This window comes from Microbacterium sp. NPDC087589, from assembly GCF_044743635.1.
Classification (GTDB): Bacteria; Actinomycetota; Actinomycetes; order Actinomycetales; family Microbacteriaceae; genus Microbacterium.
Window position 1 is genome coordinate 45391 of record NZ_JBIUWV010000002.1, and the last position, 22599, is coordinate 67989.

Annotated in this window: 24 protein-coding genes; 7 read left to right on the forward strand and 17 right to left on the reverse strand. The window is 68.6% G+C overall.

What is annotated here, in order from left to right; translation table 11 throughout:
• Positions 1-134 precede the first annotated feature (134 nt).
• A complete protein-coding gene (locus ACIOU8_RS06155; protein WP_400787080.1) occupies positions 135-1319 on the forward strand; it encodes an alcohol dehydrogenase catalytic domain-containing protein in 1185 nt (394 codons plus the stop codon).
• 75 nt (positions 1320-1394) lie between these two features.
• Here the strand turns inward: ACIOU8_RS06155 and ACIOU8_RS06160 are convergent, their stop codons facing one another.
• The gene (locus ACIOU8_RS06160) at positions 1395-1832 is read right to left on the reverse strand and encodes an SRPBCC family protein (RefSeq protein WP_400787083.1); all 438 of its coding nucleotides are present in this window, start codon (positions 1830-1832) and stop codon (positions 1395-1397) included.
• A gap of 154 nt (positions 1833-1986) precedes the next feature.
• Here ACIOU8_RS06160 and ACIOU8_RS06165 point away from each other — a divergent pair, with 154 nt between their 5' ends.
• Together ACIOU8_RS06165 and ACIOU8_RS06170 are read left to right on the forward strand one after the other, a co-directional pair.
• The gene (locus tag ACIOU8_RS06165; protein ID WP_400787086.1) at positions 1987-3327 is read left to right on the forward strand and encodes a cytochrome P450; all 1341 of its coding nucleotides are present in this window, start codon (positions 1987-1989) and stop codon (positions 3325-3327) included.
• A gap of 56 nt (positions 3328-3383) precedes the next feature.
• Positions 3384-4667 carry a hypothetical protein gene (locus ACIOU8_RS06170; protein WP_400787089.1) on the forward strand — a complete coding sequence of 428 codons (1284 nt, stop codon included), beginning with the start codon at positions 3384-3386 and terminating at the stop codon, positions 4665-4667.
• 350 nt (positions 4668-5017) lie between these two features.
• Here the strand turns inward: ACIOU8_RS06170 and ACIOU8_RS06175 are convergent, their stop codons facing one another.
• The 7 genes from ACIOU8_RS06175 to ACIOU8_RS06205 form a co-directional block, all read right to left on the reverse strand.
• Positions 5018-5581, reverse strand: coding sequence for a hypothetical protein (locus ACIOU8_RS06175; protein WP_400787092.1), 564 nt, complete (start codon positions 5579-5581; stop codon positions 5018-5020).
• The gene (locus tag ACIOU8_RS06180) at positions 5578-6303 is read right to left on the reverse strand and encodes a hypothetical protein (protein WP_400787095.1); all 726 of its coding nucleotides are present in this window, start codon (positions 6301-6303) and stop codon (positions 5578-5580) included. Before ACIOU8_RS06180 ends, ACIOU8_RS06175 begins: the two co-directional genes overlap by 4 nt.
• Before the next feature lie 36 nt (positions 6304-6339).
• Positions 6340-7116, reverse strand: coding sequence for an endo alpha-1,4 polygalactosaminidase (locus ACIOU8_RS06185; RefSeq protein WP_400787098.1), 777 nt, complete (start codon positions 7114-7116; stop codon positions 6340-6342).
• 32 nt (positions 7117-7148) lie between these two features.
• Positions 7149-7844: a DUF899 family protein gene (locus ACIOU8_RS06190; RefSeq protein WP_400787101.1), complete on the reverse strand. Its 696-nt coding sequence runs from the start codon at positions 7842-7844 to the stop codon at positions 7149-7151.
• Positions 7845-7905: 61 nt separating this feature from the next.
• The gene (locus tag ACIOU8_RS06195; protein ID WP_400787103.1) at positions 7906-9312 is read right to left on the reverse strand and encodes an MFS transporter; all 1407 of its coding nucleotides are present in this window, start codon (positions 9310-9312) and stop codon (positions 7906-7908) included.
• A gap of 38 nt (positions 9313-9350) precedes the next feature.
• Entirely contained in the window at positions 9351-10421 is a 1071-nt protein-coding gene (locus ACIOU8_RS06200; RefSeq protein WP_400787106.1) for a YbdK family carboxylate-amine ligase, read from the reverse strand.
• A gap of 11 nt (positions 10422-10432) precedes the next feature.
• Positions 10433-10699 carry a Rho termination factor N-terminal domain-containing protein gene (locus ACIOU8_RS06205; RefSeq protein ID WP_400787109.1) on the reverse strand — a complete coding sequence of 89 codons (267 nt, stop codon included), beginning with the start codon at positions 10697-10699 and terminating at the stop codon, positions 10433-10435.
• A gap of 124 nt (positions 10700-10823) precedes the next feature.
• Here ACIOU8_RS06205 and ACIOU8_RS06210 point away from each other — a divergent pair, with 124 nt between their 5' ends.
• Positions 10824-10988, forward strand: coding sequence for a hypothetical protein (locus tag ACIOU8_RS06210; RefSeq protein ID WP_164481676.1), 165 nt, complete (start codon positions 10824-10826; stop codon positions 10986-10988).
• A gap of 46 nt (positions 10989-11034) precedes the next feature.
• Here the strand turns inward: ACIOU8_RS06210 and ACIOU8_RS06215 are convergent, their stop codons facing one another.
• The 3 genes from ACIOU8_RS06215 to ACIOU8_RS06225 form a co-directional block, all read right to left on the reverse strand.
• Complete coding sequence (locus tag ACIOU8_RS06215) at positions 11035-11238, reverse strand: CsbD family protein (protein WP_290162379.1); 204 nt, start codon at positions 11236-11238, stop codon at positions 11035-11037.
• Between the two features lie 168 nt (positions 11239-11406).
• The gene (locus ACIOU8_RS06220; RefSeq protein WP_400787114.1) at positions 11407-11691 is read right to left on the reverse strand and encodes a hypothetical protein; all 285 of its coding nucleotides are present in this window, start codon (positions 11689-11691) and stop codon (positions 11407-11409) included.
• Positions 11692-11909: 218 nt separating this feature from the next.
• On the reverse strand, positions 11910-12257 hold the full coding sequence (locus ACIOU8_RS06225) for a hypothetical protein (RefSeq protein ID WP_400787117.1): 348 nt from the start codon (positions 12255-12257) through the stop codon (positions 11910-11912).
• A gap of 313 nt (positions 12258-12570) precedes the next feature.
• Here ACIOU8_RS06225 and ACIOU8_RS06230 point away from each other — a divergent pair, with 313 nt between their 5' ends.
• Together ACIOU8_RS06230 and ACIOU8_RS06235 are read left to right on the forward strand one after the other, a co-directional pair.
• Positions 12571-13056 carry an FBP domain-containing protein gene (locus ACIOU8_RS06230; RefSeq protein WP_400787120.1) on the forward strand — a complete coding sequence of 162 codons (486 nt, stop codon included), beginning with the start codon at positions 12571-12573 and terminating at the stop codon, positions 13054-13056.
• A 104-nt stretch (positions 13057-13160) separates the two neighbouring features.
• A complete protein-coding gene (locus ACIOU8_RS06235) occupies positions 13161-13781 on the forward strand; it encodes a Type 1 glutamine amidotransferase-like domain-containing protein (protein WP_400787960.1) in 621 nt (206 codons plus the stop codon).
• Between the two features lie 23 nt (positions 13782-13804).
• Here the strand turns inward: ACIOU8_RS06235 and ACIOU8_RS06240 are convergent, their stop codons facing one another.
• The 4 genes from ACIOU8_RS06240 to ACIOU8_RS06255 are packed head-to-tail and all read right to left on the reverse strand — an operon-like array spanning position 13805 to position 19334.
• On the reverse strand, positions 13805-16105 hold the full coding sequence (locus ACIOU8_RS06240) for a beta-glucosidase (protein WP_400787962.1): 2301 nt from the start codon (positions 16103-16105) through the stop codon (positions 13805-13807).
• Positions 16106-16157: 52 nt separating this feature from the next.
• Positions 16158-17039: a carbohydrate ABC transporter permease gene (locus ACIOU8_RS06245; protein WP_400787123.1), complete on the reverse strand. Its 882-nt coding sequence runs from the start codon at positions 17037-17039 to the stop codon at positions 16158-16160.
• A complete protein-coding gene (locus ACIOU8_RS06250; protein ID WP_400787126.1) occupies positions 17036-18061 on the reverse strand; it encodes a carbohydrate ABC transporter permease in 1026 nt (341 codons plus the stop codon). The genes ACIOU8_RS06245 and ACIOU8_RS06250 overlap by 4 nt, the downstream gene beginning before the upstream one ends.
• The gene (locus ACIOU8_RS06255; RefSeq protein ID WP_400787128.1) at positions 18042-19334 is read right to left on the reverse strand and encodes an ABC transporter substrate-binding protein; all 1293 of its coding nucleotides are present in this window, start codon (positions 19332-19334) and stop codon (positions 18042-18044) included. The genes ACIOU8_RS06250 and ACIOU8_RS06255 overlap by 20 nt, the downstream gene beginning before the upstream one ends.
• Before the next feature lie 163 nt (positions 19335-19497).
• On the opposite strand from ACIOU8_RS06255, the gene ACIOU8_RS06260 reads away from it, so the two are divergent.
• On the forward strand, positions 19498-20496 hold the full coding sequence (locus ACIOU8_RS06260) for a LacI family DNA-binding transcriptional regulator (RefSeq protein WP_140038011.1): 999 nt from the start codon (positions 19498-19500) through the stop codon (positions 20494-20496).
• On the opposite strand, the gene ACIOU8_RS06265 is transcribed toward ACIOU8_RS06260, so the two are convergent.
• Positions 20474-21343 carry a PaaX family transcriptional regulator C-terminal domain-containing protein gene (locus ACIOU8_RS06265; RefSeq protein ID WP_400787132.1) on the reverse strand — a complete coding sequence of 290 codons (870 nt, stop codon included), beginning with the start codon at positions 21341-21343 and terminating at the stop codon, positions 20474-20476. The two genes, ACIOU8_RS06260 and ACIOU8_RS06265, sit on opposite strands and share 23 nt — an antisense overlap.
• Positions 21333-22598: a kynureninase gene (locus ACIOU8_RS06270; RefSeq protein ID WP_400787135.1), complete on the reverse strand. Its 1266-nt coding sequence runs from the start codon at positions 22596-22598 to the stop codon at positions 21333-21335. The genes ACIOU8_RS06265 and ACIOU8_RS06270 overlap by 11 nt, the downstream gene beginning before the upstream one ends.
• Position 22599 lies beyond the last annotated feature (1 nt).

Below are 22599 nucleotides of genomic sequence, written 5' to 3' on the forward strand. Positions count from 1 at the left end.
TACCAGCATCCCATATATCGTGGGCTGGCGGCTGTGCATCCGCCACGTCGTCACGCCTCCGTCTGTCAACCCTCTGTCGGATTCTCGGTCATCGACGGAGAGTGGCCACTCGACACCGAACGAGGAGGATGACGATGAAGGCACTCACCTGGCAGGGCACGCGCAATGTGACGGTCGAGGAGGTGCCCGACCCGGTTATCGAGCATGCTACGGATGCGATCATCCGGATCACCTCCTCGGCGATCTGCGGCTCGGATCTGCATCTGTACGAACTGCTCGGCCCCTTCCTCGACCAGGGCGACATCCTCGGTCACGAGCCGATGGGCGTCGTCGTCGAGGTCGGCGGCGCCGTGCGTGATCTGGCGGTCGGGGATCGCGTCGTCGTGCCGTTCAACATCTCGTGCGGCCACTGCTTCTTCTGCCTGCGCGGCCTGCAGTCCCAGTGCGAGACGACGCAGGTCAAGGAGTACGGCAGCGGCGCCTCGCTGTTCGGCTACACGAAGCTCTACGGGCAGGTCCCCGGCGGTCAGGCCGAGTACCTCCGGGTCCCGCTGGCCGACTACAACCACATCAAGGTCGCGCCCGATCTCCCTGACGAGCGCTACCTGTTCCTCAGCGACATCCTGCCGACCGCCTGGCAGGGCGTCGACTACGCGAATGTGCCCGATGGCGGAACGCTCGCCGTGATGGGGCTCGGTCCGGTCGGCCAGTTCGTCGCCCGCGTGGGCGCGCACCGTGGCTATCGGGTGCTCGCGGTGGATCCCGTCGCCGAGCGGCGCGAGATGGCTGCCCGACACGGCGCGGAGGTCTTCGACCTCACAGACGACGTCGTCGCAGAGCTGCGCGACCTCACCGACGGACGAGGGGCGGATGCCGTCGTCGACGCGGTCGGCATGGAGGCGCACGGCAACCCGGGCGTCAAGCTCGTGCAGCGTGCCGTCGGTCTGCTGCCCGACCCCGCGGCCAGGCAGGTCTTCGACAAGGCCGGCATCGATCGCCTCGCCGCCCTGTACGCGTCGATCGACCTCGTGCGCCGCGGCGGAACGGTGTCGCTCAGCGGTGTGTACGCCGGTGATGCCGACATCATGCCCATGAAGACGCTGTTCGACAAGCAGGTCAGCATCCGCATGGGCCAGTGCAACGTCAAGCGCTGGATCGACGACCTGATGCCGTTGGTCGAGGACCTCAGCGACCCGCTGGGAGTGATGGACCTCACCACCCACACTGCACCGCTCGAAGACGCCCCTGCGCTCTACGAGACCTTCCAGCGCAAGGACGACGGCTGCATCAAGGTCGTGCTCCAGCCGTCTGCTGTCTGACTGTGGCCGCCGACTGCGCAGCCCATACTGCGCAGTCGGCTCATATTCGTTGCGCCCTTGTTCTGCCGACCCTGCTCAGCCCGCACGGCCCTCGGCGAGGTATCCCAGCCGGTGCAGCGTCTCGGAGTTGCGCCAGCGCAGCAGGGGAGCGGTGATGACGCCGGGCAGCAGGGTCGCGGGGCCCTTCACCGGCTCCTCGTCGATGCGCACCATCGTGCCACCGTCATACGAGCGGACCCGCAGGGTGACCCGCGCTTCGCCGATCGGCCAGCCCTTCGCGCGAATGACCATCCGGTGCGGTGGAGCCCACTCCTCGACCACCGTGGTGTCATCGAGCAGGGCGGGCCAGACGCCCACCGAGTGGTGCAGCTCGGCGCCGGGCTGCGGCCAGGTGTCGTCGACGTCGCGCATGCGCGAGGCGCCGACGACCCACGCCGGGTAGAGCCAGGCGTCGGCCAGCACCCGGAACACATCGTCGGGCTGGCAGTTCATCGTGCGGACGTTCTTGGCCATGTCGGCTCCTTCTTCTCGCGCGTCTCTGCATAGTCCGTCCACGGGCGCCGCCGCCCCAGGGGGTTGACGCAATGCGATGCAGGGGGTGCTAGCACACGCCCCGCATCCGCGCCTCCCCCTGGAATGCCGCGAGGGTCTCTGCGAACGTCGGAACATGGCACTCATCGATCTTCCCGTTCGGGCCGTCCGCAGACTCGGCGCTCTGGCTCACGACGACGCACCCACCCTGCTCACCCGCGGCTACGGCTTCGGCCCCCGGATCTGGCGCCGGGTGCGACCGGGCGCGAGGTCGGCACCGATGCGGCTGCTGGGCGACGACACCGTGTTCGTGCGCGGCGTCGAGGGCGTCGAGCTCTTCTACGACGAGACCCGCATCGCGCGCTCCGGAGCCATGCCGGCCCTCGTGCAGGAGAGCCTGTTCGGTCACGGCTCCGTGCACAGCCTCGACGGTGACGCGCACAAGCATCGCAAGGCCACATTCATCGACGTCGCCTATGACGACGAGCAGGTCGAGCGGCTGACGCCGTGGCTCGAGCGCGAGTGGCAGAGCGAACGTCAGGCGTGGCTCGACGGCGGCACGCGCAGCGCCTACGACGCGGCCGTCGGCGCGCTCGGCCGAGCGATCATGGGGTGGGCAGGCGTGCCGGGCACGCCCGCGGCCCAGACACGATGGGCCGCGCGGCTCGCGCAGATCGTCGACGGCTTCGGCTCGCCGTACTCGCCGGAGTACCTCGCCGCCCTGGCAAACCGGTGGTGGTCCGACCGACACTCCGCGCGGCTCATCGAGGCCGTGCGGCACGGCGCGCTCAGCGCCGAACCGGGCACGGCTCTCGAGCAGTGGGCGCACCACCGCGATCAGCACGGTGAACTGCTGCCCGCACGCATCGCTGGCGTCGAGCTGCAGAACAGCATCCGTCCGATGATCGCGGTCGCGCGCTTCGTGGCCTTCGCCGCCAAGGCGCTGCACGAGCGTCCAGAGTGGCGCGCCCGCATCGCAGCCGAGGCTGCCGAGCGCGGTTCGCTCGTCGGCGGCCCGCTGTCGGTCATGTTCGCGCAAGAGACCCGGCGCCTCTCACCCTTCGTGCCGATGCTCCCCGGCTGGGCGATCGCCGACGTCGAGATCGACGGCCAGCGAGTGGATGCCGGTGGTCGCGTCGTGCTCGACCTGCAGGGCACCAACACCGACGACCGATTCTGGGCTCGACCGCAGCGGTTCGACCCGGAGCGCTTCCGCGACGCTCAGGACTACGAGGCGCTCGCCGCCTTCGTCCCGCACGGCGGGGCTGGCGTCGCGACCGGTCATAGGTGCCCCGGCGAGAAGCTCGCGATCGCGGGCCTCGCCGCGGCCATCACGGTGCTGAGCGATCCCGGCCTGCGCATCCTCGACGACGGGCTCGACGTCAACCGGCGTCGGCTTCCCACCAAGCCCCGTTCCGGTGGCAAGGTGCGCTCGGCGTCGACACCCGCGTCGAGTGGGTGCCCCTTCCACCGGTAGTGAGACCGCGCCGGGTCGGGGGCCGGCTCGGAGAGCAGACCGATACGGTAGGGCACATGTCACAGGCCCTCAGGACATTCGGGCGCATCCTCGCGCGGCACTGGCCTGCGTTGATGGCCTGGTACCTCGGGGGCGAGGCCCTGCACCGCGTGCTCATCGAGTTCGCCGGATTCGTCGGCGGACACACCACGCTCGGCGGTCTGTTGCTGCTGCCGCTGGCGGTCGCCGCTCGCCTCGTCTCGTACGTCGCGATGTATCTCACGGTGCGACCGTCGCTGCCGCACAGCCGGAGGGAGGATGCCGGGGGGATCCGCGAGTTCGGCTCGGCCACGCTCTCGGCGATCCTGCCGTTCTTCGCGTTCTACACCGCGTGGGGGCTGCTCGACGCCGACCAGATCGAGTTCTTCCAGATCGCGCTCGCGGTCGCGCTGCCCCAGTCCGGAGAGGGATTCTCGCAGATCGGCGACCGCGGTGGACTGATCTCGGTCGGTGTGCTGCCCGTGACGGTGCTCGTGATCGCCCTGGCCGCTCGTGTGCTCCTCTCCCGCTTCGCCGACCGATTGCCGCGCTGGACGATCATCCTCGCCACCTATGCCGAGGTGCTGTGGACGTTCATGCTCTTCACGCTCGTCGCGCGCTGGTGGACGAGCGTGCTCGACTGGTTCGCCGACCGCCAGGCGGTCGGCTGGCTGCGGGGATTCGGCGACTGGTTCGCCGTGAACCTCGAGCCCGTCGCCGCGGTCTGGGAGGGAACGACCTGGCTCGTCGGCATCCTGGTCGCGGCGCTCATCGTGCCGGCCGCGTGGCTCACAGTCGCCGGCGTGATCTTCGGCACCACCTTCGACTCGACTCCCGCGTTCTCGCGGTTCGGCGGGGGAGCTGCCCGCGGCGCCGTGATGAGTGTCGCGCGCACCCTGGTGATGCGGCTCGAAGGGCTCTGGGCAGCTGTCACGGTGATCTGGCGGGGCGGGCCGCTGCTCTTCGGCGCGTACGCCCTGGTCTACGCGGCGTGGGCCTTCGCCGAGCAGGCGGGAACCCGCGGGGTGCTGCTGCTCGTCGGCGGCCATGAACGGTGGTTCTGGGCCGGGGCCTTCCCGCTCATCACCGTCGCGATCGCGGCAGTGGCCGAGCCGCTGAGGGTGGCGATCGTCGCGACGGCGTACGACAGCGTCATCGGTCGCCCGCGCTCCGGCCTCGACACTCGCCCCTCAGGGGTCGATGTGGAACCGGGCGAGGTCGTTGTCGCTCCCCGCGATGTCGAGGAGGAAGGGGCCGTCGGCATCGTCGGGGAGCAGAAAGGTCAGCAGGATGCGGTACGACGACGGCTCGGCGACACATGAGCTCTCGCCCTCGTCGTACGACACGTCGAGGTCGTCGCGAGAGCTGAGCCAGGTCCGAGAGGAGTCGATCTCCGTGAGCGTGGTCTGCCCGCAGCGGTCAGCGGCGGCTCCACCGGTCGACGCCAGCCGAACGCTGAGGGTCTGGGAGCCCTTCGGGCTCTCGAACTCATCCCACTTGGTGGGGCCGAGCGTGAGCGTCTGCCCCGCGATGTCGAGCGTCTCCTCGGCCTCGATCACGCTATCGGTGGGCCGGATGCTGGGCAGGATGTCGAGCCACACGGTGGCGCCGAGCATGGCCACGGCGGCGATCGCCAGCGCGATCAGCGCCCGCCGCTGCCTCCTCCACCACGTCACGGCGCGCTCAGTTCAGGGTCGTCGAGCTCGACGCTCGACGTGCGGGGAAAGTCGTGGAGTTCGAGCTGGATCGCGATCCGGTCGTCGAGCTCGGGAGTGAGATAAGAGGAGGTGAGCCGCAGCTCCGCCTGACCGGACGTGACATCGGGGGGCAGCTCGAAGGCGAGCATGCCGACCGTGTCGATACCGGCCCGCAGCGACTGCGATCGCAACGACGCGCCCGGCCGTTCGCTCGCCTGAAACACGCGGTCGCCGACGGCCAGCGTCGCCAGATTTATGGCGGCGTCGACCTCGGTGCGTGCCGCCGACGCGATGACAGTCACGACGAGCCAATTGCCGTCCGCGTTCCAGTCAGAGTCTGCACCCGGCACGACGACCTCATCAGCGAAGGTCGCATCGGTCGCCGCCGCGATCAGGGTGCGCGACTCGACGGAATCGCCGAAGGATCCGCGCATCTCGATCGGTCCGATCACGTCTTCGTCGCTGGGGGTGACGGCCGTCACGGCACCGGCGGCGATCACCAGCGCGGCACCCAGCAACCAGGGGGTCCTGCGTCTCATGGTGCCTCCTGGGCGGTGACCGTGATGCGTGCGCTGAGTGTGGCAGGGTTCCAGGTGACGGCGCGCGACGAGACGAAGACCCTTCCGCGCGTCACCTCCACCTCGTGGACGTCGAGCGACACCGTGCCGTCGGAGTACGCATCTGCGGGCACCGTCCAGGCGAAGGTCACCTGGCTGGGAACGCCCGGCTGCAGGATCACCTGCCCGGATGAGCCGTCGGCGCGCCACACGTCGACCGAGTCGGTCGGAGTGACGCCCTGCAGCTCGAGGAGCGGGTCGTCGGCGTTGACGAGTCTCGCGCTGACGCGGTCCGCGCCGGTGCCGTCACCGACCGCGATGGGCGCATCCGAGAGGTTCTCCATCCGGGTGGTCATCACGAGGAACTTCTCGCCGGGCTCCGCCTCGAGCCGCTCCGACTCGATCTCGGTGGCGAACTCGGCATCGAGCACGGTGATCGCATACATCGAGGTGCGCGCCTCGTCATCTGCGCCGAGCAGGGTCGGAGAAGCCTCTGCCCGGGCGAGCCCGCCCACCGCTACGACGACGATCAGCAGGGCGACAAGGGCGACCGCCGCAAGCCAGATCCAGCGGGGAAACTCTGCGATGGAACGCGCCCAGCGAGAGAGGGTCGCGCGAACGACGGTTCCGGCACGTGCGGCGGAGGAAGCGGCGGCAGGCAGGGCGGACGGCGCGGCGCCGTCGTGATCCCCCGTCTTGCCCACGGGGTCAGCCTACCCAGGCGCTCGCCCCGGCGGCGATCACGAGCACGTCTCGAACACATACTCCGCGTGGCCCGGTGTGACCAGGTCGCGATCCCGCAGCACCATGGATGCGGGGGCGTCGTCGTCGGCGCACATCTCGGCGAACGGCCACGGCAGCTCGTCGGAGTATTCGATGTCGATCACGGCGTCGCCGTAGACGTCGGTGAAGGCTCCGCACTCCCGATAGACCGAGCACTCCTCGACCACGGCGAAGTCGAACCCGGCGCGTTCGCGCAGCACGGGTGCGTCCTCGGCGGCGTTCTTCTGCCCGGCGGCGAGCCCCGAGTCGTGCGCCACGTCGACGAGCAGGGCGGCGAGGGCGAGGTTGTGGTCGAGCGTGAGCGCGCCGTCGGAGCGGGTGTACGAGTCGAGGTTGTCGTACTCCACCGCGTCGAACCCCGACTCGGCGCATCCCTCGATCCACGGGCCGACGATCTCGGTGATGCGCTCGCGTCGGTCGTCGGTCGACGTGTCGAGCAGAGCTTCGTCGGGCCAGTCAGGGTCGAACACGGGCTCGCCGTCGCTCTGCAGCACGAGATCATCGGGCCAGGTGTCGAGCTCGCCCGGCTGGGTCTGGAATCCGTTCACGTAACAGATCGAGTACAGCCCCTCGGCGGGGTCATCCGAGCGGTCGCGCCCGACCACGCCGACACCATCGGCGGGTGCGTACGCCCCACCCAGCTGATAGTCGGGGGTCCCAGCTGCCGGTGGGGGAAGGAAAGGCGCGGGTGGGTCGGAGATGGTCGTCACGCAACCCGAGAGCGCGAGGATCACTGCGGTGGCGGCGAAGACCGCGGCTCCCCGCCTCAGCGGCCGGCTCCGTACAGCGCGGCGATTTCTTTCGAACCCATACCTCGATCGTACGTGCCGTGCTGGGGCCAGCCGGCCGGGGAGTCCTCCCACTCCTCCTGGCGGCCGTAGGGGAGGAGGTCGACCAGACCCTGCAGGTAGCTCAGGCGCTCGGTGCCTCGTCCGTTCGTGTGCCAGGTGCGATACACGGTGTCGCCGTCTCGGAGGAACACGTTCACGCCGAAGCCCTCGTTCGGCCCGGCATCCATGTCGGCGCCGAACGTGCTGTCGGCGCTCGAGTACCACGTCATGCGATTTCCGACCCGGTCGCGATAGGCCAGCGCCTCATCGATCGGGCCGTTCGTCACGATCACGAAACGCGCGTCGTAGTACCGCTCGATCATGTCGAGCCGCGTGAACTGCGAGGTGAAGCCGGTGCATCCGGGGCACTGCCACTCATTGCCGTCTGTCCACATGTGGTTGTAGACGATGAGCTGTCGATGTTCGCCGAAGATCTCCGGCAGCCTCACCGGCCCGTCGGCGCCGACGAGCGTGTAGTCCGGCAGCTCGACCATCGGCAGACGCCGTCGCTGCGCCGCGATGGCATCGAGCTCTCGCGTCGCCGCCTTCTCGCGCACCCGCAGTGCGTCGAGTTCGCTGCGCCACGTGTCGGCGTCGACGACGGGTGGGAGGGGCGTCTGGGACGTGCTCACGGTGGACCTCCGGATGCTCGGGAAGACGGTGCACCCAGTGTGCGCCCGCCCACCGACATCGTCAACCGATCGGCGAGGCGGCGTCGTCGGGGGCCGGCGTCGCGACCTCGTCGGCCGGGTTGCGGCGGATGCCGATCCACGAGACGACCCCGCCGAGCACGAGCAGAGAGGCCGTGACCCAGGCTGCGTTGTGGAAGCCAGCGAGGTCGAGCGTGCCGCCGATGATGGTCGACAGCATGGCGACGACGAGCAGTCCGGCGACACGCGAGACCGCGTTGTTCACGGCAGAGGCGATGCCCGAGCGAGACTCGTCGATGGCGCCGAGGATCGCCGAGGTCAGGGGAGCCACAGTGAGGGAGAGCCCCAGACCCAGCACGATCATGGCAGGGAGCACCTGCCACCAGTAATCGAAGTCCTCGCTGACGACGAGCAGCATGAGGGCGCCCACCGCCATGATGAGCGGTCCGACGGTCATGAAGATGCGCGGCCCGAATCGACCGGCCCATGAGCCCGCACGCGAGCTGAGCAGGATCATCAGGATCGTCATCGGCAGGCTCGCGAGTCCTGCCGCTGTGGCGCTCAGACCGGCTCCCTGCTGCAGATACACGCCCACGACGAAGCCGTTCAGCGACAGCGCGGCGTAGACGAAGAGCGTCGCGAGGTTGCCCCACGCGAAGTCGCGCACCCGAAACAGCGACAGAGGCATCAGGGGAGAGGACGACCGCTGCTGCCGCACGAGGAACCACGCGAACAGCGCGGCACCGATGACGCCGGGCATCCAGATCGCGGGCGACTGCCATCCGAGATTGGGCTGCTCGATCAGCGCGAACACGACAGCACCGAGACCGATCGCGCACAGGGCTCCGCTGAGCCAGTCGACCCGCACGCCGCTCGGGTGCTCCTGCAGCTTCAGGCGGGAGAGCAGCACGAGGGTGACGGCGATCGGCACGACGTTGATCAGGAAGACGAATCGCCAAGACAGGAAGTCGACGAAGAGCCCGCCGAGCAGTGGGCCGACGAGCTGCGCTCCGGTGGTGAACGCCGTCCAGATGCCGATCGCCCGTGACTGCACGTCGGCGCGCATGGTCGCGGTGATCAGCGCGAGTGAGCTCGGCACGAGCAGCGCACCGGCCGCTCCCTGCGCCGCTCGGGCGATGATCAGGATGAGGGGATCGGGTGCGGCGGCGACCGCGACGGATGCCACGCCGAAGGCGATCAGGCCGATGCGCATCACGAGCACCCGGCCGTAGGCGTCCGACAGCGAACCTGCGAGCAGGATCAGCGCGCTGAGGGTGATGAGGTACGCATCGACCACCCACTGCTGCGTGGTGATGCCGCCGCCGAGTTCATCGCTGATCGCGGGGAGCGCGACCGTCACGACGGTGCCGTCGAGGAAGGTCACGAAGGATGCGAGGACGGCGACGGAGATCACGAGCCGCTGCAGCGGCGCGAAGCGAGAGGATGCCACAGGCCGACACTACTGCCGCCGGGGGACATGAGGGGCGGTCACGTGGTCGCCGTGCTCGCGCGATACAGCTCGCGCAGACCCGCCGTGCCACGCTCGGCATACGCCCTGCGCTGTCTCTCGGCACCCGTGCCGTCGGTGCGGATGCGGGCGATGCCCTCGGTGACGAAGTCCTCGTCGCCGAGCTGGGCGAGTGCCGGACGCAGCCGCTCGAGGAGTCCCTCGGCGATCGTCGACGCCGACTCGACCGCTCCGCTCGCCGGGTCGACCAGCCGCGCGTCCGTTCCATATCTGGCGGCGGTCCAGAGGGAGGCGTCGATCGCATCGGCACCGACTCCGTGGCAGCCGTCCAGGGCGTCGCTCACGAGCATCGCGCGAGTGAGGGCCACAGCGAGCAGCGTGTCGTCGATCGTCGGCTGCACGTCGAATACGCGGACCTCGACGGTGGGGAACCTCTCCGAGAGACGGACGGTCCACGACAGCGAGCTGGCCTCGGCGATCGCGCCCATCGAGACGAGCTGCTTGACATGCGAGCGATAGTCGGTCAGATCGCGGAACACAGGTGGACTCCACGAAGCGGGCAGTCGGCGGATCAGGATGCTGCGCCAGCTCGCGAAACCCGAGTCCCGCCCGTGTGCGAAGGGGCCGTTGCCGGTGAGGGCGAGCAGAGGAGGCAACCACGCGCGAACCCTGTTGACGACGCGGATGCGCTCTTCTTCGTCGGGGACCTCGACGTGTATGTGCAGCCCGTTGACCTCGTGCTCACGGGTGATCTCGACGAGCTGAGCAGACACCGCATCGTAGTGGGGAGACGACGAGACCACGAGACGGTTGGGTGAGATGAAGGGGGTGCCCGTGGCGGCGACGATCGAACCTTGATCAGCGGCGACATCGCCGAGCATCCCTCTCGTGCGACGCAGCTGCGACTCGGCATCCGCTCGCGTGAGGCAGGGCTCGGTGGCGGACTCGAGCTGGCACGTCAGATACTCAGGGGTGACACCTGCGCCCGCCTCGCTCAGGATGCGCTCTCGTGTCTCGGGGCTCATGGCCGACGGAACGAGTGTCTGCTCGTCGAGAAGCACGAACTCCTCCTCGACGCCGAACCGGGCCATGAACGGCGACCCTAATGGTCGCGCAGCGCCGAGATGAGCTCGGCCTTGCGCTTGCGGCTGTAACCGGTGAGGCCGATCTCCTTGGCACGCTTGCGCAGTTCGTCGACTGTCCAGTCCTCGTAGTCACCGTGCTCGCCGCCGCGGCGGCCGACCGTGCTGCGTCCGTCCCTGGCAGCGGCATTCGAGATCCGAGCTGCCTTCTCCTTCGAGGCGCCGTCGTCGCGCAACTCCTCGTACAGCTTCGGATCCTTGAGCGAGTTGTTCCTGCGTCCTGGCATGTCATCTCCTCCATCGCACGGCGGGAAGCTCCGAGTCAAGGCCCTCCGGCGCTCGGGGCCGCGGGCCTAAGTTTGATCACCGTAGACGGGTGCCTCCCCCGCGCCCGCAAGAAGGGAAACACCGATGAACATCCTGCTGATCATCATCATCGTGGTCGCCATCATTCTGGCCATCACCGGCGGGCTCGTGCAGTCCCTGCAGTTCCTCCTGTGGGTCGGCCTGGTGCTGCTGGCCATCGCGGTCATCGCCTGGTTGATCCGAGCGATCTCCGGCAACCGCACCCGCTGATCCACGCAGTGAGGCCCGCTTCGGCGGGCCTCACTGGCGTTGAGGATCAGTCTCTGCTGTCGCGCAGGTTGTCGCCGACGTTCTTGGCGGCGTCCTTCACGTTCTCGCCGGCCTGCTTGGCGGAGGCCTTCGCCTGATCGCCGCGGCCCTCGGCCTCGAGCTTCTCGTTGTCGGTCGCCTTGCCGACGCCCTCCTTGATCTTTCCGCCGGCCTTCTCAGCTGCGTTCTTGATGTCGTCTGCTCCACTCATGGCGCGATTCCTTTCATCAGTCGATCAATGTCCCTCCACCGTCGCACGGGCCGAGAATCCTGCACACGGGATTGACAACGACGGACTCTCGTGACAGCGGTCCCCCAGGCATCGACGCAGACGTCGGCGGCGACTAACCTGGCCCCAGGCGGGTGGTCCTGCCCGCTCTCACCTCGGCTGCGGCCGACGAAGGAAGCGGTGGAACATGGACTCGATGATGATGGGCGCCATGCGCTCGAACATGATGTCGATGCCCGACATGGCGACGATGGACATGTCTGTCCTGCAGGCCTGCATGGATGCGTGTTCGGCCTGCGAGCAGGCGTGCACGGTGTGCTCGACCCAGATGATGGACTGCTCTCCGGCGTGCATGAACTGCGCCGACATGTGCAACACGATGATGCGGTCGATGATGCGGATGCAGGGCATGACCCCCGCGTCGATGATGGCCATGCTCGACGCCTGCATCGCCATGTGCCAGACATGCATGGACGAGTGCATGCAGCACGCGGATCACAGCGAGGTCTGCAAGATGTGCGCTCAGAGCTGCAAGGACTGCATGGACGCCTGCATGGCCGTCAAGGACATGATGATGGCGACCGCCTGAGCGGTCCCCGCATCGTCCTCGGTCGTTGAGCGACGACCGCGGCGCCGCCCGAGACGAAACGCGCTCAGCCGAGCGCGACGTTGAACTGCGTGCGCCCGACCGCGAGCACCCCGTAGCGCACGTGCAGGGCGATCGGCGTGCCCGCCGGTGCCTCCAGTGCCGCACCCGACGCGTTCCACAGCGCGTGTGCGGTTCCGTCGAGCGTGCGCACGATCAGGTCCCCGGTCGCGGCGTCGGCATGCTCGACGATCGCGTCGGCCCACTCGGCGGACGTCGCCGAGGCGATGCGCGCCTGAATCAGGTGCAGCGCGTGACCCGCCGCGAACGAGGAGCAGGCGAATCCGTGCCGGCACATGCACGCAGAACGCTCACGCACCGAGAGGGGCGAAAGGTGGTTCAGCGGCGTGGACACGGTGGTCTCCTTCGTGAGCGGACGTTGTGGCAAGAGTAGGTCGGCCTCGCGAGAGACGGAACCCGCGCCGACACGGTGTGAAACAAACGGGCGTAGACTCGCCGGGTGCTGTTGTCGAAGAGTGCTCTCCGGATCCCGGATAGAGCGCAGTGGGGAGCCGTGGGCGCGCACAGCGCCACGGACAGAGGCTGACGATCGGCCGGAGGCGGAACACCCGTCCCCGGAGCCGCGTCGTACCCGGCATCCACTCGGATGCCTCTTCCCACCCTCTTCCTCTGCCGCACCCCGCGGCCCTCACGAAAGCACTCTTCTCATGCGTCCCATCGACGAGCGCACCCTGCGCGCCTCCTTCATCAACGCCTCTCGCAAAGAGGTCTCCGATCTCACGCTGCCCCCCGGCTTCGCCGATCTCGACTTCGAGAAGCTCGACTACCTCGGCTGGGTCGACCCCAAGCTGCCTCGCCGTTCGTACGTCGTCGCGTGGGTCGATGACGTCGTCACCGGAGTGTTCCTCCAGCGCGCCGAGCAGCGCGTGATCTCGCGGGCCCAGTGCTCGTGGTGCGAGGACGTCACCCTGCGCCACGACGTGCAGCTCTACGTCGCACGCAAGGCCGGTCCGGCCGGTCGCAAGGGCGACAGCATCGGCAACCTCGTCTGCGCGGAGTTCGGATGCTCGCAGAACGTGCGGATGCTGCCGCCTCTGGCGTACGACGGCTACGACCGCGAGCTCGCGCGCGATCTGCGCATCGTCAAGCTGCAGGAGCACGTGAGCGCCTTCATCGCCGCCGTGAAGGGCTAGGGATACCCGAGCGCGGGTCTGTGCGGAGACGAGTGCTCCGCGCAGACTTCGTCCGGGCCGGGCGACCCGACGTCGGCGCCCGTTCGTACGATGGGCGAGTGAAGATGCTTCTCCTCTCTCTCAACCCCGGCGCGATGCAGCCGTTCCTCGACAGCACGACCTCCGGTGGCCCGCTGCGCGTCGGCTACATCGGCGATGCCCAGGTCGCGTATGCGGGCGCGCCCTTCGTGGCCGCCGAACGTCGCGCCATCGAGGTTCTCGGTCATGAGCTCGTCGACATCACGGTGCGTGAGCTCACGGCATCCGACTTCGCGGCGACCCTCTCCGCCGTCGACGCCGTCTATGTGGCCGGCGGCAGCACCTTCGCGCTGCTCGAGGCGCTCAAAGTCACGGCGAACGACGTCGTCCTCGCCGAGAGGGTGCGCGGCGGGCTGCCGTACATCGGGTGCAGTGCGGGATCGATCATCGTGGGTCCCGACATCACACCGGCCTCACTCATGGACGATCCTGCAGACGGTGCGTCCCTGACCGAGTTCGCGGGCTTGGGACTGATCGACCGCACAGTGATCCCGCACGCCGACGGGATGCTGAAGCCCTATCCGCCCTCGCTCATCAGCGAGACGGTCGCGAAGTACGACTCGACCCACCAGCTCCTGCTGCTCCGCGATGATCAGGCGCTGCTCGTCGATGGCGATCGCGAGACGGTGATCGACTCGAATCCGTAGCAATCACCGTCTCACACGATCCCTCACACGATCTCGAGTCGCGCCACCGTCTCCTCGTCGTCGCACGCGCCTCCGACCCAGAGGCGGATCGCGCCGGGCTCGACCCGCTTGACACCGTCGAGCCCCGTGAAGGCGAGCCGGTCGATCGGCACATCGAACTCGACCAGCGCGTCGGCACCGGGTGCGAGCGTGACCCGCCGGAAGTCCAGCAGCTGGGCGACCGGGCGGGTCACGCTCGCGACGTCGTCATGCGCATACAGCTGCACGACATCCGTCGCCGCGACCGCACCGGTGTTGCGCACACGCACCGTCGCCCGGAAGGTCTCTCCCGAGGCGACCGACGACGGTGCAGCGAGCTCGTCGTGCGCGAAGGTCGTGTAGCTCAGGCCGAAGCCGAAGGGCCGCACCGGGGTCGAATCGGCACTCGTGACATCGGTTCGTCCGCCCAGCACGGGGTGCAGGTAGGAATACGGCTGCGCCCCGGCGGACCGCGGCAGCGACACCGGCAGACGCCCGGACGGTGCGACGCGACCGCTCAGCAGTCGCGCGAGTGCGGGGCCACCCTCCTCGCCGGGGAAGAACGTCTGCAGCACCGCTGCGGGAGTCCCCGCAGCCACGGCGTTAGTGGGAGCCGATGCGTCGACCGCTCCGAGCCCGGTGATGGTCCCGGTGGCACCTTTGCGAGCCGGCAGCGCCCAGTCGAGCACGTAGGGGCGCCCGGTCATCGCGATCAGGATCACGGGGGTGCCGGTCGCGACGACAGCCTCGACCAGCTCGCGTTGAACGCCGGGGAGTTCGAGGTCGTCGACGTCGTTGCCTTCGCCCACAGTGCCTCGTCCGAAGAGCCCCGCGCGGTCTCCGACCACGACGATCGCGACGTCGGCCGCGGCGGCGGCCTCCACCGCGGCGGGGATGCCGGATCGGTCAGAGCCCTCGACCTCGCATCCGATCGTCGCGGTGATCTCCGCCGAGGGGAACTCGTCGCGCAGTGACTCGGTGACCGTGGGCAGGTCGATGCCTGCGGGGGTGTCGGGGTGATGAGCGAGCACGTGGTTGACGAACGAGTAGCAGCCCATCAGCGCTTCCGCGCTGTCGGCGTTGGGACCGATCACCGCGATCCGCGAGGTCATCGTCGGCGCGAGGGGGAGCGCGCCGTCGTTGCTCAGCAGGACGATCGACTCCTCTGCGAGGCGCCGAGCGAGCTCGCGGTGCTCGGCGGGGTCGAGATCGACCGCCGTCGGCGGAGACGAGAAGTCGGCATCCAGCAGTCCGAGCTCCTCCTTCTGCGCGAGCACTCGGCCCACCGCCCTGTCGAGGATCTCCGCGGAGAGCCGACCGTCGCGCACCTGCTCGGCGAGCGTGACGAAGGCATCGGGTGAGGGCAGTTCGACATCGATGCCCGCGGTGAGCGCGAGGCGAGCTGCGTCGGCGGAATCGGCGGCCGCCCGGTGCATGCTGTGCAGGAAGTCGACCGCGAAGTAGTCCGACACGACCACTCCGTCGAACCCCCAACGATCGCGCAGGATGCCGGTGAGATAGCGCGCGTCGGCGGTGACGGGCACACCGTCGATGTCGACGTAGGAGTTCATGACGCTGCGGGCGCCGCCCTCGTGGATCGCCATCTCGAACGGCGGGAGCAGCACGTCCTCGATCTCGCGCTGGCCGGCGCTCACAGGAGCGTGGTTGCGTCCGGCCTTCGAGGCGGAGTATCCGATGAAGTGCTTCAGGGTCGCGTGTACGCCCTCGGACTGCAGTCCGCGCACGTAGGCGGTGCCCACCCGGCCGACGACCAGGGGGTCTTCGGCGATGCACTCGTCGACCCGACCCCAGCGGGGGTCGCGGATGACGTCGAGCACCGGAGCCAGGCCCTGATGGATGCCGAGGGACCGCATCGACGAGCCGATGGCCCGACCGACCTCCTCGACGAGCTCGGGGTCGAAGGTCGCCCCCCACGCCAGTGGCGTCGGGAAGGTCGCGGCCTTCCAGGCGGCGAGACCTGTCAGGCATTCTTCGTGCACGAGTGCCGGGATGCCGAGCCGGGTCTCCTTCTGCAGGCGGCGCTGCTCGGTCCACAGCCACGCAGCCCGCTCGACGGGATCGACGGGTCGGGTGCCGTACACGCGGGTGAGATGGCCGATGCCGTGCACAGACGCATCCTCGTAGCGGGTCGAGCTCTTCTTCTCGCCTGACATCGGGGCGACCACGTCGACACCCTGGTCGACCCAGAAGCCGACGAGCTGCGCCTGCTTCTCTTCCAGGGTCATGCGGGCGAGGAGCGCCTCGACGCGGGGGGAGTGCGGCGCGGAGCCTGCGGGCTGCAACATCATGTTCTCTTTCTCGTTCTCGTCGACGTGGGGTGTCGTGACGGCGACCGCATCAACCCTTGACTGCACCGGTCAGCCCTCCCACGATGCGCCGCTCGAACAGGCTGAAGAAGATCAGCGCGGGGATCATCGACAGTGACGTGAACGCGAGCACTTTCGCGGTGTCCACGGAGTATTGGGATGCGAATGACTGCACGCCGAGCGGCAACGTGTACGCCGCATCGTCGTTGAGGATGAACAGCGGCAGCAGATAGCCGTTCCAGCTGCCGATGAACGCCAGGATGCCGGTGGTGATGACGCCGGGGAGCGAGAGCGGCAGCACCATGCGCCAGAAGAACCCGATGCGGCTGCATCCGTCGATGAACGCGGCCTCCTGGATCTCGTCGGGAATGGCGCGCAGGAAGGGCACGAGGATGATGATCGTCGTCGGAAGCGCGAACGCGATCTGCGGCAGGATCACTCCACCGAGCGAGTTCATCAGTCCGAGACTGCGCACCACGATGTACAGCGGGGTGATCGCCACGGTCAGCGGGAACATCAGCCCTGCGGCGAAGAACGCGTAGAGCACCCCGCGGCCGGCGAACCGGTACCTCGCGAGCACGTACGCCGCCATCAGCCCCAGTGCCACGGTGCCGACGGTGGTCGCGAGAGCGACGATGGTCGAGTTGCCCACCAGTCGCCAGAACACACTGCCGGTGAGCACGTCGAGGTAGTTCGACACCACCCACGGCTGCGGGAACCCGGACGGATCGGTGGTGATCTGCGCATTCGTGCGGAACCCGCCGGTGATGATGTAGGCGATGGGCGCCAGCATCAGACCGACCGCGATCAGCGCGACGAAGTACACGGCGGGGTTGGCCCACGGCAGCCGGGGCTTCGCGGTGCGACCCGCGCGGGCCTTGCGCTGGGTGACGAGCACCGAGGTGGCGGTCATCGGACGGACTCCTTCTGTGTGGTGGCGTCTGCAGCCGTGTCGGCGTCTGCGTCGGCATCCTGCATGGCGGCGCCCTGCCGAGCACGCGATCGGGTGTTCTTCTTTCTGCCCGAGGCGCCGGTGAGAGCGCCGTCCGTGTCCTTGCGCAGCACGGCGCGCTGATAGATGAGAGCGACCACGAGCGAGATGAGGAAGAGCACGACCGCGACCGCGTTGCCGTAGCCGTAGTTGCCGGCGTTGCGCCCCTCCGAGACCATGTACGTCGCCATGGTCGAGGTGCCGGCGGTGGATGCGATGTACTGGCCCCAGATGATGTAGACGAGGTCGAACAGCTGCAGCGAGCCGATGATCGACAGGAACGCCCAGATGCGCAGGGTGGGAGCGAGCAGCGGCAGCGTGATCCGCCACTGGATCTGCCAGTAGGAGGCTCCGTCGATGGCCGCAGCCTCGTTCAGCTCCTCCGGAATGCCCTGCAGACCGGCGAGGAACAGGATGACCGCGAAGCCGACGTACTTCCAGGTGATGATCGCCATCAGCGTCCAGATCGCGATCCCGGGGTCCGACAGCCAGTCGGTCGCCAGGAACCCCAGACCCATGTTCGTCAGCATCGCGTTGAGCGCGCCGTTGGTCTGCAGCATCAGGCTCCACCCCGTGCCCACGACGACCTCGGAGATCACGTAGGGCACGAAGATCAGCACGCGGATCAGGGACTGGCCGCGCATCTTGCGGTTCAGCAGCAGCGCCAGCACGATGGCGACCGGACCCTGGAGAACGAGGGAGAACACCAGGATGAAGCCGTTGTGCGCGAGCGCATCGTGGAACAGCGGATCCTGAAGGATCGTGAGGTAGTTCCTCAGCCCGACGAACTCGGTGGGCGGGCCGTAGCCCTGCCAGCTGAAGAACCCGTAGTACGCCGCCATCAGCACCGGGAAGATGACGAAGGCGAGGAACACGAGCAGGGCGGGCCCGGCCAGAAGCATCACTTCCAGCCGGGCGCGCGTGTCACGCTTTCGCTGCGGCATCCTGCACAGCCTTGACCAGGTCCTCCGCGTCGCTGTTGCCCGCGAGCAGGTCGACCACCGCGACGTTCAGCGCGTTGCCGACGTTCTGGCCGTAGACCGTGTCGAGCCACTGCGTCGCGTACGGAGCCGCGTTGTACGCCTCGAGGATGGTCTGCAGGTAGGGCTCGGTCACGGCCTCCTGCGCGACGGTGTTGACCGGCGGGGCGTTGAAGGCCTTGTAGTACGCGGTCTGCACGTCAGAGGTGCCGATGTAGTTCAGGAAGTCGACGCAGGCGTCCGGTGCATCCACCGAGCAGGAGTAGCCGTCGACGCCACCCATCATCGAGCCTGGTTCGCCGTCTCCGCCGTCGACCTCGGGGAAGGGGAACCAACCGAGGTCGGCGAGCGGCTGCTGGTCAGGAGTGAGCGAGCCGATGACGCCCGGGTTCCACGCGCCCATGAGCTCCATGGCGGCCTGGTGGTTCGCGATGAGCCCGGCCGAGCTGCCGGCCCCCTGCTGGGCAGGAGTCGTCAGGAAGCCCGAGTTGAAGGGCTCGGTGTCGGCGAACGACTGCAGGTCCTCACCCGCGCGCACCCAGCACTCGTCGGTGAAGTCCATCTCATCGGCGGCCTGGGCGAGCGTGTCCGAGCTGCACTCGCGCAGGGCGAACCAGTAGTACCAGTGCGCGGCGGGCCAGGCATCCTTGGCACCGAGGGCGATGGGGTCGACCCCGGCGCCCTTGAGGGCGACCGTGGCCGCCTCGAGCTCGTCGAGGGTCGTCGGGTTCTCGGTGATCCCCGCCTGATCGAAGAGGTCCTGGCTGTAGAACAGCCCACCGGGCAGCACGGCGACGGGCATGGCGTAGATCTTGCCGTCGAGGCTGTTCGCCGAGTACGAGGCATCGGGGATCTCTTCAGCAGCGGGGCCCGCGATCGCGTCGGTGAGGTCCTTCAGCTGGCCGGCCTTGACCATCGCGGCCATCTTGCCCCCGCCGCGCTGCAGGAAGATGTCGGGGGCGTCGCCCGAGTTGAGGGCGGTCTGCAGCTTGCCGTCGAGGTCTTCGTTCTGGATCGACTGGATGTCGATCGTGACTCCGGGATTGTCGCTCTCGAAGTCGGCGACCGTCTGCTCCCAGAACTCCACTCCGGGGCCGGTCGTCGAATTGTGCCAGAGGGTCATGCTGGTGTCGCCGCCGTCGGTGCCGGACGAGTCTGCGGTGCAGCCCGAGAGCGCGAGTGCTCCGACGGCCAGTGCTGCGACCGCGGAGGCGAGGGGGAGCCTTCTGCTGTTCATGTGATCGTTCTCCTCATCGAGTTGCGCGCCGCTTCGCTGCGGGGCGCCTGCGGACGCTCAGGTGAGACCGCAGTGGCATGAGTCTCCAGCCGGACCATCCGATCGTCAAACGTTTTCGAAAACAGTTTCCATAGTTCCGGAATTCCGGCTACGCTGGCGTCTCATGGGGGCACGAACGACGATCCATGACGTCGCGAAAGCGGCGGGGGTGTCGGTGTCGACCGTCTCGAAAGCGGTGAACGGTCGGTACGGGATCGCGGATGCCACAGTGCAGCGTGTCCTCGACGCCGTGAAGCAGCTCGGATACGAGTCGAGTCTCGTCGCGAGCAGCATGAGGGCACGGCGCACCGGCGTGATCGGCGTGCTCCTCGCAGACTTCGAACCCTTCAGCGCCGAGATCCTCAAAGGCGTCGGCTCGGCCGTGCACGACACGGCGTTCGACCTGCTCGCCTACAGCGGTTCGCACCTCGGCGCGGGTGATGGCTGGGAGCGGCGATCGCTGAGCAGGCTCTCGGGCACGCTGATCGACGCGGCGATCATGGTCACCCCGACGGTCGTGAGCGCCGGCACCGAGATCCCGGTCGTCGCGATCGATCCCCACACCGGCCGGGCCGACCTGCCCACCGTCGAATCCGACAGCTTCGGCGGCGCTCTCACCGCGACCAGACATCTGATCGAGCTCGGCCACCGCCGCATCGGTTTCCTCGCAGGTCGCCCCGATCTCAGATCCGCCGGGCTCCGAGACGCCGGCTACCGCAGGGCACTCTCCGACGCGGGAATCCCTCTCGATCCGTCACTCGTCGGCATCGGCCGCTACGAGCTCGATGTGACCAGGGAGTCCGCCCGGATCATGCTGAGCGGCGAGTCGCGACCGACGGCGATCTTCGCGGCGAACGACCTGTCGGCGATCGCGGTGATCGACGTCGCCCACGAGCTGGGTCTGCGGGTGCCCGACGATCTGTCGGTGATCGGGTTCGATGACGTGCCGGAGGCCACCCGAAGGGCGCTGCCGCTCACGACGATCCAGCAGCCGATGCGCAGGCTCGGCGCCGTCGCGGCCGACATGGTGTTCACTCTGCTCTCGGGGCAGGAGGTCGACGAGATGCACGTGATCCTGCCGACGCGGCTCGTGGTGCGGGCTACGACCGCGCCGCCCCGGTGACCTCGCGCACGCGGTGCCACGCGGCATCCGACGACTCCGTCGACAGCCTCTGGAACTCGGCGACGCTGCGCCCGCCCGGCCAGTCCGCCGGCAGCATCGCGGGCGGCAGACCCGGATCGATGTAGGGCAGCACGCGCCAGCGGTCGATCAGACGCACGTAGGCGGCGAACGGCGCGTCCGGAAGCGTCTCGAGCGAGCGCTGGAAGTCGAGGTGCTCGGCGCGCAGGGCCTCGAGGTCCCACCAGCCCGCAGCCGCCTCGGGCGGCGTGCGCGCGCTCGTCGGAGTGCCGGCCTGGAACAGCGTCACCCACTCTCTGGCGCCGAGGCCGTCGACGATCTCCAGAACCTCCCCCTGCAGATGGCCGGGGCAGATCCAGAGGGCGGGGGAGACGACGCCCGCCCCGATCCACTGCAGGCGGCGGCGAAGCTGGTGCCTCGTGGCGCGGGCGCTCTCGGGCATCGAGAACGAGATGAGGCACCACGTGTCGGCATCCGTCATCTCGCGCATCTCGAAGATGCGTCGATCGCCCCGCTCGAGCATCGTGGTGGCATCCGGATTCAGCCGATAGCCGACCGCGTGCCTGCGCTCGGCGAGCAGCAGTCCCTTCTGCTTGAGACGGGTGATGCCGGTGCGTGCCTGTGCGGTGGGGATCCCGAGATCGCCGGCGAGCGCGACCAGATCGGCCGCCGAGATCCAGCCGCCGAGTGGTCGCAGATACAGCCCCACCAGGGTGCGCAGCAGGGATGCCGTGCTGCCGGGGCGCGCATCGATGTCGTCGAGCACCGGGCCCCCGGTCATGTCGAGCGCGGGGCCCGAGGCCGGATGCTCGGCGGCGTCAGCGGTCATGCGACTCCAGGGCGTCGCGCACGGCGAGGACGCCGGTGAGCGTCTCGGCATACGAGGTGCTGAGCGGCGAGAGTCCCAGGCGGATGCCGTCGGGGTAGCGGAAGTCGGGGATGATCCCGTCGGACCACAGCCGCTGAGTCACGGCGCGGAAATCGGGGTGGCCGATCGTGACGTGGCTTCCCCGGAGTGCGGCATCGCGCGTGCTGAGCAGTCGCACGCCGAGGGGTGCCAGCATCTCGTCGTAGGCCCGCACGGCGAAGTCGGTGAGGGAGAGCGACTTCTCGCGGATCGCCTCGATCGATGCCTGCTCGATGAGGTCGAGCATCCCCTGCATCGCGAGCATCGAGGTGATCGGGGGCGTGCCGCTGAGCAGCTGCCGGATGTCGCCCGCCGGCGCATACTGCGGACCCATCGCGAAGATGTCCGCGGCGCTCCACCAGCCCTGGATCGGCTGACGCAGCACACCCTGGTGCTCGCGTCGCAGGTATGCGAAGGCGGGGGAGCCGGGGCCGCCGTTCAAGTACTTGTATGTGCATCCGACCGCCATGTCGACGCCCCAGGCGTCGAGCTGCATGGGGACCACACCGGCCGAGTGGCAGAGGTCCCACATCATCAGCGCGCCGACCTCGTGCGCGGCGGTCGTGATGCCGGGCATGTCGGCGAGAGCGCCGGAGCGGTAGTCGACGTGACTCAGCGAGACGAGCGCCGTGCGCTCGGAGATGGCCGCCACGACATCGGAGATCTGCACGCCGAGCACGGGGTCGGGCTCGATCCACCGCACCGTCATGCCCGTCTCGGCGGCGACGCCCTCGGCCATGAACCGGTCGGTGGGGAAGTTGCCCGACTCGATCACGAGCTCGGTGCGCGTCCCGCTGGTCTCCTGAGCATGTCGAAGGGCGGCACGCATCAGCTTGTAGATCAGCACGCTCGTCGAGTCGGCCACGACGGTCTGCCCCTCGGCGGCACCGAGGGTGACGCGCCCGATGCGGTCACCGAGCTCCATCGGCAGCACCATCCACTGCTCGTCCCACGAGCGGATCAGCCGCGTGCCCCAGTCGTCGCGCACGAAGGCGGCGAGCTTCTCCGGTGTGTCCTTCAACGGTCGACCGAGCGAGTTGCCGTCGAGGTAGGCGCTGACGCCCGGAGCATCGGCGAACGCGTCGAGGTGGGCATGCAGCGGGTCGGCGGCGTCGAGGGCGTCGGCGAGGTCGAGGAGCGAGTGTTCGATGGTCGCGGCGTCGCGGGTGTCGGTCATG

Bases quoted from the DNA above. Each gene is read 5' to 3' on its own strand.
- ACIOU8_RS06230 (WP_400787120.1), top strand. From the start codon at position 12,571: ATGCGTCCCATCGACGAGCGCACCCTGCGCGCCTCCTTCATCAACGCC.
- ACIOU8_RS06205 (WP_400787109.1), bottom strand. From the start codon at position 10,699: ATGCCAGGACGCAGGAACAACTCGCTCAAGGATCCGAAGCTGTACGAG.
- ACIOU8_RS06220 (WP_400787114.1), bottom strand. From the start codon at position 11,691: ATGGCCATCATCGACGCGGGGGTCATGCCCTGCATCCGCATCATCGAC.
- ACIOU8_RS06170 (WP_400787089.1), top strand. From the start codon at position 3,384: ATGTCACAGGCCCTCAGGACATTCGGGCGCATCCTCGCGCGGCACTGG.
- ACIOU8_RS06240 (WP_400787962.1), bottom strand. From the start codon at position 16,105: ATGTTGCAGCCCGCAGGCTCCGCGCCGCACTCCCCCCGCGTCGAGGCG.
- ACIOU8_RS06175 (WP_400787092.1), bottom strand. From the start codon at position 5,581: ATGAGACGCAGGACCCCCTGGTTGCTGGGTGCCGCGCTGGTGATCGCC.
- ACIOU8_RS06235 (WP_400787960.1), top strand. From the start codon at position 13,161: ATGCTTCTCCTCTCTCTCAACCCCGGCGCGATGCAGCCGTTCCTCGAC.
- ACIOU8_RS06215 (WP_290162379.1), bottom strand. From the start codon at position 11,238: ATGAGTGGAGCAGACGACATCAAGAACGCAGCTGAGAAGGCCGGCGGA.
- ACIOU8_RS06155 (WP_400787080.1), top strand. From the start codon at position 135: ATGAAGGCACTCACCTGGCAGGGCACGCGCAATGTGACGGTCGAGGAG.
- ACIOU8_RS06260 (WP_140038011.1), top strand. From the start codon at position 19,498: ATGGGGGCACGAACGACGATCCATGACGTCGCGAAAGCGGCGGGGGTG.
- ACIOU8_RS06210 (WP_164481676.1), top strand. From the start codon at position 10,824: ATGAACATCCTGCTGATCATCATCATCGTGGTCGCCATCATTCTGGCC.
- ACIOU8_RS06245 (WP_400787123.1), bottom strand. From the start codon at position 17,039: ATGACCGCCACCTCGGTGCTCGTCACCCAGCGCAAGGCCCGCGCGGGT.
- ACIOU8_RS06270 (WP_400787135.1), bottom strand. From the start codon at position 22,598: ATGACCGACACCCGCGACGCCGCGACCATCGAACACTCGCTCCTCGAC.
- ACIOU8_RS06200 (WP_400787106.1), bottom strand. From the start codon at position 10,421: ATGGCCCGGTTCGGCGTCGAGGAGGAGTTCGTGCTTCTCGACGAGCAG.
- ACIOU8_RS06165 (WP_400787086.1), top strand. From the start codon at position 1,987: ATGGCACTCATCGATCTTCCCGTTCGGGCCGTCCGCAGACTCGGCGCT.
- ACIOU8_RS06265 (WP_400787132.1), bottom strand. From the start codon at position 21,343: ATGACCGCTGACGCCGCCGAGCATCCGGCCTCGGGCCCCGCGCTCGAC.
- ACIOU8_RS06255 (WP_400787128.1), bottom strand. From the start codon at position 19,334: ATGAACAGCAGAAGGCTCCCCCTCGCCTCCGCGGTCGCAGCACTGGCC.
- ACIOU8_RS06250 (WP_400787126.1), bottom strand. From the start codon at position 18,061: ATGCCGCAGCGAAAGCGTGACACGCGCGCCCGGCTGGAAGTGATGCTT.
- ACIOU8_RS06160 (WP_400787083.1), bottom strand. From the start codon at position 1,832: ATGGCCAAGAACGTCCGCACGATGAACTGCCAGCCCGACGATGTGTTC.